Source organism: Stappia sp. TSB10GB4, assembly GCF_900185745.1.
GTDB lineage: Bacteria > Pseudomonadota > Alphaproteobacteria > Rhizobiales > Stappiaceae > Stappia.
Window position 1 is genome coordinate 1 of the sequence record NZ_FYAV01000068.1, and the last position, 13432, is coordinate 13432.

12 protein-coding genes are annotated in these 13432 nt (G+C 69.7%); 8 read left to right on the forward strand and 4 right to left on the reverse strand.

What is annotated here, in order from left to right; all coding sequences use genetic code 11:
• From TSB10GB4_RS19295 to TSB10GB4_RS19305, 3 genes are all read left to right on the forward strand, one after another.
• A partial coding sequence (locus TSB10GB4_RS19295; RefSeq protein ID WP_186397087.1) for an SEL1-like repeat protein occupies positions 1-1537 on the forward strand: 1537 nt, incomplete at its 5' end.
• A 235-nt stretch (positions 1538-1772) separates the two neighbouring features.
• Positions 1773-2708 (forward strand): sulfite exporter TauE/SafE family protein, encoded by a 936-nt coding sequence (locus TSB10GB4_RS19300; RefSeq protein WP_186397088.1) that lies wholly within the window; start codon positions 1773-1775, stop codon positions 2706-2708.
• A complete protein-coding gene (locus TSB10GB4_RS19305) occupies positions 2705-3517 on the forward strand; it encodes a TIGR02186 family protein (protein ID WP_186397089.1) in 813 nt (270 codons plus the stop codon). Before TSB10GB4_RS19300 ends, TSB10GB4_RS19305 begins: the two co-directional genes overlap by 4 nt.
• A gap of 55 nt (positions 3518-3572) precedes the next feature.
• On the opposite strand, the gene pdeM is transcribed toward TSB10GB4_RS19305, so the two are convergent.
• Complete coding sequence (gene pdeM / locus TSB10GB4_RS19310) at positions 3573-4253, reverse strand: ligase-associated DNA damage response endonuclease PdeM (RefSeq protein WP_256376597.1); 681 nt, start codon at positions 4251-4253, stop codon at positions 3573-3575.
• Between the two features lie 41 nt (positions 4254-4294).
• The gene (locus tag TSB10GB4_RS19315; protein WP_186397110.1) at positions 4295-6823 is read right to left on the reverse strand and encodes a ligase-associated DNA damage response DEXH box helicase; all 2529 of its coding nucleotides are present in this window, start codon (positions 6821-6823) and stop codon (positions 4295-4297) included.
• 77 nt (positions 6824-6900) lie between these two features.
• Here TSB10GB4_RS19315 and TSB10GB4_RS19320 point away from each other — a divergent pair, with 77 nt between their 5' ends.
• From TSB10GB4_RS19320 to TSB10GB4_RS19340, 5 genes are all read left to right on the forward strand, one after another.
• Positions 6901-7995: a ligase-associated DNA damage response exonuclease gene (locus TSB10GB4_RS19320; RefSeq protein ID WP_186397090.1), complete on the forward strand. Its 1095-nt coding sequence runs from the start codon at positions 6901-6903 to the stop codon at positions 7993-7995.
• On the forward strand, positions 7992-8414 hold the full coding sequence (locus TSB10GB4_RS19325) for a DUF4440 domain-containing protein (RefSeq protein ID WP_186385854.1): 423 nt from the start codon (positions 7992-7994) through the stop codon (positions 8412-8414). The genes TSB10GB4_RS19320 and TSB10GB4_RS19325 overlap by 4 nt, the downstream gene beginning before the upstream one ends.
• Positions 8415-8432: 18 nt before the next feature.
• Positions 8433-10085, forward strand: a complete 1653-nt coding sequence (locus tag TSB10GB4_RS19330; protein ID WP_186397091.1) for a cisplatin damage response ATP-dependent DNA ligase — start codon at positions 8433-8435, stop codon at positions 10083-10085.
• Between the two features lie 91 nt (positions 10086-10176).
• Positions 10177-10797: a 2-hydroxychromene-2-carboxylate isomerase gene (locus TSB10GB4_RS19335; protein WP_186397092.1), complete on the forward strand. Its 621-nt coding sequence runs from the start codon at positions 10177-10179 to the stop codon at positions 10795-10797.
• Positions 10798-10873: 76 nt separating this feature from the next.
• Positions 10874-11356 (forward strand): hypothetical protein, encoded by a 483-nt coding sequence (locus TSB10GB4_RS19340; protein ID WP_186397093.1) that lies wholly within the window; start codon positions 10874-10876, stop codon positions 11354-11356.
• Positions 11357-11392: 36 nt separating this feature from the next.
• Here TSB10GB4_RS19340 and TSB10GB4_RS19345 read toward each other — a convergent pair whose 3' ends face one another.
• On the reverse strand, positions 11393-12265 hold the full coding sequence (locus tag TSB10GB4_RS19345; protein ID WP_186397094.1) for a thioesterase family protein: 873 nt from the start codon (positions 12263-12265) through the stop codon (positions 11393-11395).
• Between the two features lie 40 nt (positions 12266-12305).
• The gene (locus tag TSB10GB4_RS19350) at positions 12306-13274 is read right to left on the reverse strand and encodes an alpha/beta hydrolase (RefSeq protein WP_186397095.1); all 969 of its coding nucleotides are present in this window, start codon (positions 13272-13274) and stop codon (positions 12306-12308) included.
• Between the last annotated feature and the right edge of the window lie 158 nt (positions 13275-13432).

Below are 13432 nucleotides of genomic sequence, written 5' to 3' on the forward strand. Positions count from 1 at the left end.
CGACCGCCGCGAGGGCCCGCGCGCCGACACGCCGCGCAGCCGCCGCGAGGACCTGGCGGAGGATCTGGCCGAGGACCTGCGCGCCGACATGCGAGCCGCCGCTCCCGCCGAGGCGGATGCGGACGAGGCCGGCGCCAAGGGCGGCGGCAGGCTGTTTTCCGCCGGCGGCCGCCGCGCCGTGATGCTGGCCGCCGCCGCCGTCATCATCGCCGTCGGCGCCCTGCAGATCTTCAAGCTGGTCTCGCCGGGTGACCGCGACGTTGCGGCGCTCGCCTCTCCGCCGGCCATCGAGACGACGGCCGAGGCCCCCGCCGCCATCGCCGCCGGCGAGCCCGCTGCGCAGGTCGCGAGCGCCGATGCCCTGGCGCGCGCAGCCTCCGAGGCGGCTCCGCCGGACAGGATGGCCGTCGCGCAGGATACGATGCCGCAGGCCGAGGCGCCCGCCGACGCGGACAGGCCGGCGGCGGCGGACGGCAGCGGCATTGCCGGCGAGCCGACGCCCGATTTCGCCTTCGCGCCTCCCGCACTGTCGGGCGACGGGTTTTCGGCCGCGCCCGGCGCGCTTGCCGCGCCGCTTCCCGGGTCGCAATTCCAGGCACCGGGCAGCGCTCCGGCCTCGCTCGACATCGCGGCGCTGCCGCCCGCTTCGGCGCCGGGCGCTGCCATCGGCGGCATCCCGGCGGAAGCCGGCCCGATCGCGCTGCGCCAGGCGGCGGCCAGCGGCGATCCGGCCGCGCTCTTCGCCATCGCCGTCAACTACACGGAAGGCACCGGCGTGCAGCCGGACCTGAAACTGGCTGCCAGCTACTATCGCAAGGCCGCCGATGCAGGCCTTGCCCCCGCCCAGTACCGCCTCGGCAGCCTCTACGAGAAGGGGCGCGGGGTGGAGAAGAACCTGGAGACGGCGCGCGACTGGTATCGCCGCGCCGCCGAGCAGGGCAACGCCAAGGCCGCGCACAACCTCGCCGTGCTCTATGCCGAGGGACCGTCCGGCACGCCGGAGTTCAACGACGCCGCCTACTGGTTCAAGAAGGCCGCCAATTTCGGCCTGGCCGACAGCCAGTACAATCTCGGCATTCTCTATGCCCGGGGGCTCGGCCTCGAGAAGAACCTGGTGGAAAGCTACAAGTGGTTCGCCCTTGCCGCCCGCCAGGGCGACCGGGACGCCGGCAACAAGCGCGACGAACTGGCCAACATGCTCTCGCGCGAGCAACTGGCCGAGGCGCGCATCGCCGTCGAGACCTGGAAGGAAGCGCCGCGCGCCATGTCGGCCAACCAGGTGGAGTTCAACCCGGCCTGGAGCGTGCCGGCGGAGGTCGAGGCCCCGCGCGCCAGCGTTGCGGCCGACCCGCGCGAACTGGTGATGAGCGTGCAGAAGCTGCTGGCCGAGCGGGGCTACGATCCGGGCACGCCGGACGGCCAGGCCGGACCGCGCACCCGCGAGGCGGTGCGCGCGTTCCAGGAGGCCAGCGGCCTGCCGGTGACCGGCACGATCTCGCCGGAACTGGTGAAGGCGCTGGCCGGGGAATCGATCTGATCCGGCACCTCCCGCCGCATCCAGGCGGGAGACCGGACGGGGACGGGAAAGGGTGCGGCGCGCTTTTGCCCGTTTCACGTTGACACAAGGGAAGGTCGCAGGCTTTATCCTCTGGAAAAGCATGGGCTTCCGGGGGGGCTGCGCGTTTGCCTGCCACGGGCAGCGGACGCAGCGGGTCATTTCGTCAATCTTCACGCCGCCGGTCGGGGACGGGCGGCCAATCCGCCGGTGTGCCGTGCAAGTTTACCTGCCCATCGCCGAATTGCCGATCAACATGTTCATGGTGTTCGGGATGGGCGGCGCCGTGGGGTTCCTGTCGGGCCTGTTCGGCATCGGCGGCGGCTTCCTGCTCACTCCGCTGCTGATCTTCTCAGGCATACCGCCGGCCATCTCCGTCGCCACCGTCGCCAGTCAGATCGTCGCCTCGTCGACCTCCGGGGTCGTCGCCTATTGGCGGCGCCAGATGATCGACTTCAAGCTCGCCTGGGTGCTGCTGATCGGCGGTGTGCTGGGCTCGGCGTTCGGCGTCTGGCTGTTCGGCATCCTGCAGACGGTCGGCCAGCTCGACCTTGTCATCTCGCTGTCCTACGTCACCTTCCTCAGCACCATCGGCGGGCTGATGCTGTTCGAGTCGCTGCGCGCCATGGCCCGGCGGCGCTCGGGCGCCATCGTGACGGCGCGCCGGCCCGGCCAGCACAACTGGGTGCACGGCCTGCCGCTGAAGATGCGGTTCTACCGCTCGCGCCTCTATGTCAGCGTCATCCCGATCATCGGGCTCGGCGCGATCATCGGCTTCCTCGGCGCGGTGCTCGGCATCGGCGGCGGCTTCATGATGGTGCCGGCGCTGATCTATCTTCTGCGGGTGCCGACCAACATCGTCATCGGCACCTCGCTGCTGCAGGTCCTGGTGACCATGGCGGCGGCGACCGTGCTGCATGCGATGTCGACCCAGTCGGTCGACATCGTGCTGGCCTTGCTGCTGATGGTCGGCGGCGTCATCGGCGCCCAGTTCGGCGCGCGCATGGGCCAGAAGCTGCGCGGCGACCAGTTGCGCCTGCTGCTGGCGCTGCTGGTGCTGAGCGTCGGCGTCCGCTTCGCGGTGAACCTGCTGGTCGAACCCGACGAGCTCTATGCGGTCGATGCGGCCCCGATCCTGGAGCCGGCGCAATGACCGGCCGTCGCCTCGCCCTGCCGCGCTTCGTCCTGCGCCTGGTTCCTGCGCTTGCAGCGCTGGCGGCGGCGCTGGCGCTGGCGGGCGGCGCCGTGCGGGCGGAGAGCCTGGTCTCGGCCCTGTCGGCCGATGTGGTGCGCATCGAGTCCAATTACACCGGCACCAACATCGTCGTCTTCGGCGAGATCGCCCGCGACGCGGCGACCGTCGGCCGGCCGGATGCCTACGACATCGCGGTGATCGTCTCCGGTCCGGAAACCGATGTCACGACCCGCCGCAAGGGGCGCTTTCTCGGCATCTGGGTGAACCGGGATTCGGAGGTCTTCGCCGACGTGCCGAGCTTCCTCGCCGTGCACACGACCCGGCCCGCCCATGAACTGGCGCCGCGTCCGCTGCTGGAGGAGCACCGCATCGGCCTGCGCTACCTCAACCTGCGGATCGCGCGCGCCTCCAATGTGCCGATCGGCGACCGCAGCAATTTCCGCGCCGCCTTCCTGCGCCTGCGCCTTGCCAGCGGGCTTTATGCGGAACGCTATGGCGTCATCGATTTCCTGAGCGAGTCGCTGTTCCGCACGTCGGTGCCGCTGCCGGCCAACATCCCGGTCGGCGACTACAGGGTGACGGTCTATCTGCTGCAGGGCGGCACGCTGCTGGCCGAGCAGGAACTGCCGCTGCGCGTCGCCAAGACCGGCTTCGAGCAGCACACCCACTGGTTCGCGCACCAGTATTCGGCGGCCTACGGCCTGCTGGCCGTGCTGCTGGCGGTGTTCACCGGCTGGCTGGCCGGCGTGATCTTCCGCCGCGACTGAGGCGGCCGGGACCACAACCGCATGCCTCGCCGCGCAGGCCGGGCCGCGCACGCCGTCAGTCGGCGACGAGGCGGGTGGCGGTGAAGGGATAGAGCCGGCCTTCGCCGAGCATGAAGACGGAGAATTCGCGCGCCGGGAAATACGGCCCCCAAGCCTCGTCGAGGACGTTGAGGCCGCCGGTGAAGACGCCGAAGGCGGGCAGCACCAGCCGGGTGCCGTCGGTGGCGAAGCACGGCCGGCGCACGCTGCGGCCATAGCGGCGGATGCGGGCGGCCGGATGCAGATGCCCGGCGATCTCGCCCAGCGGCGCGTCGCCGTGAGGTTCGTGGCGGAAGACGAGTCCGCCGAGCGCGACCTCCTCCACCGTCTCGCCGCACAGGCCGACCGGGGCGATGGGATCGTGATTGCCGGTGACCCAGATCCACTCCCGCCCGAGCTGCAATGTCGTCAGCATCGCCCGGTAGGCGACCGGAAGCCGGTCGGAGCCTTCCCGGTCGTGGAAGCTGTCGCCGAGGGCGATCACCCGCGTCGGCTGGAAGGCATCGATGGCCTCGGCCAGTTTTTCCAGCGTCGCGGCCGTGTCGTAGGGGGGAAGCATCAGCCCCTTGCGGGCGAAGGAGGAGCCTTTCTCGAAGTGCAGGTCGGCGACGACGAGCGTGTGCTCGTCCGGCCACCACATGGCACCGCTGTCGTGAAGGCCGACGATTTCGCCCGCGATGGAGATGTCGTGACACACGGGTGCAAAGCGTCGCGCTTCGTTGCGGGCAAGAAACGGCCTCACTCCATAGCCTCCTTGACCAGATCGCCAGCGGCCCCTGCGAGAAGCGCTTCCTGCGCCTCGCCGAACACGGGTTCCTTGCCGATCTCCAGCATCACCGGAACGGCAAGCGGCGAAACCCGCGCAAGCGGAGTATGCGCGATTCGCCCCCGAATTCGGGCAAGAAGTTCGCCCAATCTGGAGATATCCAGAAGTCCTGTCGCCGCGTCCGCGAAGGTCGCCTGCAGCAGGATGTGGTCCGGCTCGTGCCGACGCAGCACGTCATAGATCAGATCGGCGGAGACCGTAACCTGCCGACCGCTCTTTTCCTGGCCCGGATGGCGCCGCTCGATCAGCCCGGCGATCACCGCGCAGGTGCGGAAGGTGCGCTTCATCAGGCTCGATTCCGCCAGCCAGGCGTCGAGATCGTCGCCCAGCATGTCCTCGTCGAAAAGCTGGTCGAGCGACAATTGGCCGCGCATCATCAGGGCGTCGAGGTCGGCCAGCCCCCACACGGCCAGCGCGTAGTCATTGGCGACGAAACCCATGGGTTGGGCGCCGATCCGCTCCAGCCGCCGGGTCAGCAGCATGCCGAGCGTCTGGTGGGCGAGCCGCCCCTCGAACGGGTAGCAGACGAGATAGTGCTTGTCCGCGCGCGGGAAGGTCTCGACCAGCAGCCCGTCGGGGCGCGGCAGCGCCGAACGCAGCTTCTGGATCTCCAGCCACTCGCGCACCTGGTCCGGCAACTCCCGCCAGCTCGCCGGGTCGGCGAGCATCGCCCGCACGCCGGCGGCGAGATAGGTGGAGAGCGGAAACTTGCCCCCCTGGTAGGACGGGATCTTCGGCGCCTCGGCGCGGGCACGCGAGACATAGGCCTCGTTCTCGCGCAGGCCCTCGAAGCGCAGGATCTCGCCGGCGAACAGGAACGTGTCGCCGAGGGCGAGCTGTTCGACGAACCATTCCTCGATCTCGCCGAGCATGCGCCCACCGCGGCCGATCGGCGTGCGCCGGCCTTCCGACTTCGAGCGCACCAGGCGGACCTTGAGCATCGGCGCCTCGACGATGGTGCCGACATTGAGCCGGTATTGCTGGGCGACCTTGGGGTGCGACAGGCGAAAGCGCCCGTCCGGCTGCCGCTTCAGCCTCGCGTAGCGGTCGTAGGTCCTGAGCGCATAGCCGCCGGTGGCGACGAAATCGACCACCTGCTCGAACCGCTCCCAGGTGAGGTCGCGATAGGTCTCGGCCGAGCGGATCTCGTCGAACAGCTCCAGCGGGTCGAACGGGCCGGCGCAGGCGCAGCCGAGCACATGCTGGGCAAGCACGTCGAGCGTGCCCTTGCGAAGCGGCGGCGTGTCCTGTTTTCCGCAGCGCGAGGCGTCGAGCGCCGCCTTGCACTCCAGCACCTCGAACCGGTTGGCCGGCACCAGGATGGCGCGCGAGGGCTCGTCCATGCGGTGATTGGCGCGGCCGATGCGCTGGGCAAGGCGGCTCGCCCCCTTCGGCGCGCCGACATTGATGACGAGATCGACATCGCCCCAGTCGATGCCAAGGTCGAGCGAGGAGGTGCAGACGATGGCGCGCAGGGCACCGGAGGCCATCGCCGCCTCGACCTTGCGCCGCTGGCCGACGTCGAGTGAGCCGTGATGCAGGGCGATGGGCAGGTTGTCCTCGTTGGCGTGCCACAGCGCCTGGAACAGCATCTCGGCCTGCGAGCGCGTGTTGACGAAGACCAGCGAGGTCCGATGCCGGGCGATGATCCGGTAGATGTCGGGCACCGCATGGCGGGCCGAGTGCCCCGACCAGGGGAGCCGCTCGTCGCTGTCGAGGATGGTGATGTCGGGCTCGGCCCCGCCTGCCACCGTGACGAGATCGGAGAGCGCGCGGGGCGCGCCCTCGCGCTGCGGCACCAGCCAGGCGCGCAGGTCGTCCGGCTCGGCAACGGTCGCCGACAGGCCGATTGAGCGCAGGGACGGGGCGATCCGGCGCAGCGCCGCAAGGCCGAGCGCCAGCAGGTCGCCGCGCTTGGAGGTGACCAGCGCATGCAGTTCGTCGAGGATCACCGTGTCCACGTCGGCCAGCATCTCGCGTCCCTGCGCATCCGACAGCAGCAGGGCGATCTGCTCCGGCGTCGTCAGCAGGATGTCGGGCGGGACCTGCTTCTGTCGCTGCCGCTTGTGCGCCGGCGTGTCGCCGGTGCGGGTCTCGATGCGGATGTCGAGGCCGATCCCGGCGACCGGAGCCTCCAGATTGCGGGCAATGTCCACCGCCAGCGCCTTCAGCGGCGAGATATAGAGCGTGTGGACGCCTTGCCGCGCGCCGGCCGCCCCCGGCTTGCGGCGCGGGCGCTGCGACAGGGCGACGAGGCTCGGCAGGAAGCCGGCCAGCGTCTTGCCGGCGCCGGTCGGGGCGATGAGGAGCACCGAGCGCCGCGTGCGCGCGGTCTCCAACAGTTCGAGCTGATGCGCGCGCGGGCTCCAGCCGCGGCTTTCGAACCAGCGGGAGAAACGTTCCGGCAGCAGGGGCGGCGCGGTGGCATCCATCGGCTTCAGACATAGTTGTTCCGTGTCTGTTCGTCGAGCCGCGATCCATTCCCAACCGCCCCGAACGCCCCTACATAGGAAAGATGATGCGTGAGGCTTCCTCTTCCGCCGGGACCGCCGGCGGCGACGTGCTGACCCTGACGGCGGAGGGACTCTACTGTCCGGCCGGCGGGTTTCATATCGACCCGGTGCGTCCCGTCGAGCGCGCGCTGGTGACCCATGGCCATGCCGACCATGCGCGTCCCGGCAATGGCGCCGTCTTGGCCTCGCGCGAGACGCTGGACATCATGGCGATCCGCTATGGCGAGGACTTCGCCGGCAGGCGCCAGCAAGCCCGGCCGGGCGAGGTCCTGCGCATCGGCGAGGTGCGCGTCTCCTTCCATCCGGCCGGCCATGTGCTCGGCTCCATGCAGGTGAGGATCGAGACGGCGCAGGGCATGCGCACCGTCGTCTCCGGCGACTACAAGCGCCAGGCCGACCCGACCTGCGCTCCGTTCGAGCTGCTGGCCTGCGAAGTCTTCGTCACCGAGGCGACCTTCGGCCTGCCGGTGTTCCGTCATCCGCCGGCCGCCGAGGAGATCGGCAAGCTGCTGAAGAGCCTGTCGCTGTTTCCGGAGCGGACGCATCTCGTCGGCGCCTACTCGCTCGGCAAGGCGCAGCGGGTGATCGCCGAACTGCGCGCCGCCGGTTACGGGCGCACGATCTACCTGCACGGGGCGCTGGAGCGGCTTTGTGCCTATTATCAGGCGCAAGGGATCGACCTCGGCAGCCTCGAGCCGGTCGGGCGGCAGGCGAAGGAACTGGCCGGCGAGATCGTGCTGTGCCCGCCGGGGCAGCTTGCCGACCGCTGGGCCCGGCGCTTCGGCGACCCGGTGACGGCCATTGCCAGCGGCTGGGTGCGGGTGCGGGCGCGCGCCCGCCAGCGCGGCGCCGAACTGCCGCTGGTGATCTCCGATCATGCGGACTGGGACGGTCTGCGGGAGACGGTGGCGCAGACCGGGGCCGGCGAGATATGGGTTACGCATGGCGCCGAGGACGCTCTCGTCCACTGGTGCCGGCAGCAGGGGCTGGCCGCCCGTCCGCTCAACCTCCTCGGCTATGGCGACGAGGGCGATGCGGCGGAGCCGGCAGGCAAGGGCAAGGCGGCGGAAACGGCCGCCGGGATCGGGAGCGAGACATGAGCGAAGAGCAGCGGGAACCGGACGGTCTGGCGGAGCCGGACGAGGGTTACGACGAGGATCTTCTCGATCTGTTCGACGACTATCGCGAGTCCTTCGAGGACTACGACGCGGAAGGGGTGGCCGACTGCTTCGCCTATCCGGCGGTGATCTGGCAGTTCGGCAAGGGCAATGTCTTCCAGGACGAGGAGGAACTGCTCGAGAATATCGAGACGCTGTTCGCCGCGCTGGAAAAGGAAGGGGTGGTGACCTCGGCCTTCGACATTCTCTCCGCCCATGTGGAGGGCGATGCCGCCATGGCGACGCTCACCTGGACCCAGTCGGACGCCGACGGCGAGCCGGTGATCGAGTTCACCTGCCACTACCATCTGATCTATGACGGCGATGCCTGGCGGATTGCCATGATCGTCAACGAGCCCTGAGGGATCCTTAGAGGGACGATGCAGCGTTTCGCCGCCCTGCTGGACAGGCTGTCCTTCGAGCCGCGCCGGTCCGCCAAGCTCGCGCTGATGGCGGACTATTTCCGCAGCGAGAGCGACCCGGCGCGGGGCCTGGCGCTCGCCGCGCTGACCGGCGGTCTCAGCTTCCGCCATGCCAAGCCGGCGATGCTGCGGGCGCTGGTGGCCGAGCGGGTCGATCCGCATCTGTTCGAGCTCTCCTACGACTTCGTCGGCGACCTTTCGGAGACCATCGCGCTGATCTGGCCGGCGGCGGAAGGTGAGGAGATCGCGCCGCCGGAATTGCCCGAGGTGGTGCAGCGGCTGCAGCAGGCCGGGCGCGGCGAGGCGCCCGGCATGATCGCCGGATGGCTCGATGCGCTCGACGAGACCGGCCGCTGGGCGCTGCTGAAGCTGGTGACCGGGGGCCTGCGCGTCGGCGTCTCCGTGCGCCTTGCCAAGACGGCGGTCGCCGCGCTCGGCCCATTGCAGGCGGACGATATCGAACAGGTCTGGCACGGGATGTCGCCGCCCTATGACGGCCTGTTCGCCTGGGCGCTGGGCGAGGGGGAGCCGCCGCAAACCGACGATCCGGTGCCGTTCCGCCCGGCGATGCTGGCGCATCCGCTGGAGCCGCGCGACATCGAGGCGCTGGATACGGCCGACTTCGCAGCCGAGTGGAAATGGGACGGCATCCGCGTGCAGGCCGCCGCGTCGAAGGGGCGGGACGGGCGCCTGCGCCGGCGGCTCTACAGCCGGACGGGCGACGACATTTCGGCCGCCTTTCCGGATCTGGTGGAGACGCTCGACTTCGATGCCTCGCTCGACGGCGAACTGCTGGTGGTGATCGACGGCATCGCCCAGAGCTTCAACGCCCTGCAGCAGCGCCTCAACCGCAAGACCGTCTCGGCGAAGCTGATGCGCGAACTGCCGGCGGCGATCCGGGCCTATGATCTGCTGGCACTCGGCGGCGAGGATCTGCGCGAGCGGCCCTTCCGCGAGCGCCGGGCGCTGCTGGAGCGGTTTCTCGGCGAGCTCGACCATCCGCGCATCGATCTGTCGCCGCTGGTGCCCTCACCCAACTGGCAGGCGCTGGCCCGGGCCCGCGAGGCACCGGCCGACCATCACGAGGGCGAGGATGCGGCGGCGATCGAGGGCCTGATGCTGAAGCGCTGGGACGCAGCCTATGTGCCGGGCCGGCCGAAGGGCCAGTGGTACAAGTGGAAGCGCGATCCCTTCCGTGTCGACGCGGTGCTGATGTATGCGCAGCGCGGCCACGGCAAGCGTTCCTCCTATTATTCCGACTACACATTCGGGGTCTGGCGAGAGGGCGGAGAGGGGGCCGAGCTCGTGCCGGTCGGCAAGGCCTATTTCGGCTTCACCGACGAGGAACTGCTGGAGATCGACCGCTTCGTGCGCCAGAACACGATCAACCGCTTCGGCCCGGTGCGCGAGGTTCGCCACGAGCCGCAGGCGGGGCTGGTGATCGAGGTCGCCTTCGAGGGACTGAACCGCTCCCCCCGCCACAAGTCCGGTCTGGCGATGCGCTTTCCCCGCGTGGCGCGGCTGCGCTGGGACAAGCCGCCGGCGGAAGCGGACCGGATCGAGACGCTGCTGGCCCTGCTGCCGCAGGACGAGGTCTCTGCCGCAACGTGATATTCCCGCGGCGTGGCCCGAGGTCACTTGATTGCCGGACCGTCCCGTCGCAGGGTGCCTCGCAACGAGTCCCGAGCGAGGTCCGCAGCGCATGCAACGTGTCATCGACTATTATTATACCCACGCCTCGCCCTGGGCCTATCTGGGGCACACGACCTTTCTGGAGATGGCGGATAGGCTCGGCCATGCGGTGCGCTTTCGGCCGGTGTCGCTGGCTGCCGTCTTTCCCGAGAGCGGCGGCCTGCCGCTGGCCCGGCGCCACCCGATGCGACAGGCCTACCGGCTCATCGAACTGCAGCGCTGGCGCGCCCATCGCAAGCTGCCGCTGACGCTGCAGCCGGCGTATTTTCCGGTCAATCCGGAGCTTGCCGACAGGATTGCCGTGGCGCTGGCCGTCGATGGCGGGCCGGTTTCCGCCTATTCGCAGGCCGCGTTCGAAGCGCTGTGGGTGAACGAGAAGGACATTGCCGAGGAAGCGGTGCATGTCGAGATTCTCGCGGGCCTCGGTCTCGATCCGGAGCGGGTGATCGGCCAGGCGGGCGAGAAGACGACCGTCGAGCGCTATGAAGCGCACCATGCCCAGGCCCTTGCCGAGGGCGTGTTCGGGTCGCCGAGCTATGTGCTGAACGGCGAAGTGTTCTGGGGACAGGACCGGCTGGGCCTGCTGGAGGAGGCCCTGGAGAGCGGCCGGCCGCCCTTCGAACTGCCGTGATCGCGCGGCCTGCTGCCGCGCTTTCGCCATGCCGGTCCGCTACCACGCTACTCGGTTCCGACCCGCGGAGAGCGATATGAAGAGGATAGCATTCTGCCTGGCATTCGGTTTCGCCGTCAGTCCTCTTGTGGCGCTGGCGCAGTCCGGTGATCGGCCTGATGTCGACCCCGACCGCTACGTGCTGTCGCCGGCCGGCGACAGCTTCCTGCGGCTCGACCGCCAGAGCGGGCGCATCGCTCAATGCCTCAAGCGCGAGGAGGGCTGGCGCTGCGTTCTGGTGCCCGATGCCCAGATCGTTCTGGAACAGGAGATCGCGCGCCTGTCCGACGAGGTGGCGAGCCTGCGCACGGAAAACCGGCGCCTGGCCGAAAAGGCCGGCGAGCCGGCGCTGGAGGAGGGCAAGCCACGCGCGGCCCCCGGCGGCAGCGGCAGACATGCCCTGACCCCGGAGGAGGAGCAGGAGATCGACCGGGCGATGGACTTCACCGAACGGGCGATGCGCCGCTTCTTCGGGCTGATGAAGACCCTGCGCGAGGAATATGACAGCTTCGCCCGATGAAGCGGCCGCGGAGGCGGCCGCTTCATCGTCGGGCCGTCATCTCTTCATCGCGTCCTTGACGATGGCGCCGCGCACCTGATCCTCGAGCCGGACGGCCCGCCGCGTCTTCAGGCTCATGGTCAGCGCGACCACGTCGCAGATCAGTGCCAGCCGGTTCGCGCGCGCCTCGAACAGATAGTGGCGGAACGAGAAGGTCGAGGCCGCCGCGCCGGTCACCCCGCTGAGCGTCATCACCGTGTCGCCGAGCTTCAGCGGACTGGTCCAGACGAGCTTCATCTCGACGGCGACGCGGCCGAGGTCGCGCGCCTCGAGCCAGGCCTCGGTCATCGGCGTGCGGTTCCACAGATGCGGGGCGGCCTCGCTGAAACAGGCGAGGGCAAAGGCGTCCTCGGCGCGTCCGTCCGGCCCGATATGGCGGGGCAGAACCGTCGCCCGATGGGTGAGGGCGCCGCCGGTGGCCTCGACCTGGCGGGCAGTGAGCGAGGTCGCCTCGGGCGTCGTCGCCAGGCCGCGCGGCAGGGCGGCGTCTGGCATCGGCGCGGCGGCGTCGTCGAAGCGTTTGCGCAACTCGCGCGCCATCTGGTCCGATGGGGCATAGCCGTCGACCGCGGTCGCCGCGAGGGCGCCGTCGATGGTGCGCCGCAATTCGTGCACCACCGTGAGCATGTAGGGGCCGTCGAAGGCAATGTGGCTGGTCATGACCAGCGTGTCGCCGGAATAGAGCTCCGCGTGATAGCGCACATGCCGGGCGCGACGGACGCCGGCGAGCGCGTCGCTCAAGCCCGTCAGCAGGCGAAACTGGCGGTCGGCCTCGTCGAAGCGCGCCAGGTAGAACTGGACGTTGAGATGATCGTTCTCATCGCATTCCCAGCAGTTCACGAAGGAAAACAATGTCTCGAAGGCAGGCATGATCGGCTCCTCGGGAGCATGTGGGACTGGATGGAAAGGGTCAGGCCAAGGCGAGGCTGCGGACGAGGAAGTCCTCGACCGCCCGGTTGCTCGCCCGGGCGATCTCCAGATCGAAATGCTGGAAGACGTGGCAGCCTCCCGGATGGACGGCGAGTTCGGCCGGGTTGCCGGCCGCCGTCCAGCGGGCCTGCATGAACAGCGTGTCGTCGAGCAGGGGATCGGCGCTGCCGACGACGAAATGCGCCGGTATCAGCCCGGAAAGATCGGCGAGCAGCGGCGAGATGTCGGGATCCGCCGGGTCATCGCCCTGCGCCAGATAGTGGCGGACGAACATCTTCAGGTCGCGGGTGTTGAGCACCAGCTTGTCGTCGCCCCAGGCGCGGGCGCTCGGCGTCAGCCGCAGGTCGAAGCAGCCGCAGGCGAACACGGCGGCACCGAAGCGCGAGGGCAGGCCGGTGTGTCCGCGCAGCCGCAGCAGCACGGTGGCGGCAAGGTGCGCGCCGGCCGATTCGCCGCCGATGGCGAACCGGTTGCCGCCGAACAGCTTTTCTCCCTCGCGCAGCACCCAGGCCGCCGCCGCCTCGCAGTCGTCCGGCCCTTGCGGATAGGGATGCTCGGGCGCCAGCCGGTAGTCGCAGGAGACGGCGGTGAGGCCCGTCGCCTCGGCGATCTCGGCAAGGCGCGGGTCCTGCTCGTCGGCCGCGCCCAAGGTCCAGCCGCCGCCATGCAGGTGCAGATAGGCGCCGGTGGACAGGCGCGTCCTCGGCTCCAGGATGCGCAGGCGCACCTCGCCATGGGGACCGGGAATCGCGATGTCGCGCGCATGCGGCGAGCGGGGCGGCCGCGGGAAGGGGCCAAGCCCTTCCGCCCGTCGTTCGCGGATCACCGAGGGCGGGTAGGACCACTGGTCCGGCAACAGGCTCAGGCGCCGCAGCAGGTCGCGGTTGAAGGCCCGCGTCTGTGCGGAGACCTCTCCGAAGGGCGTGGTGCAAGATTGGTCTGCGGCCATGTCGCCTGGCGCCCCGTCTGCCTGTCGTGCCTGAAGGAAGATTCCAACGCGCAGGCTACTGGCATGACACCCCCCTGCCAAGCCCCAACCCGTTAAAGCCATTGATCTATCGGCAGGTCCGACGAGAGAGGGGGCGGTCACCGCCGATTTGCCCGCCT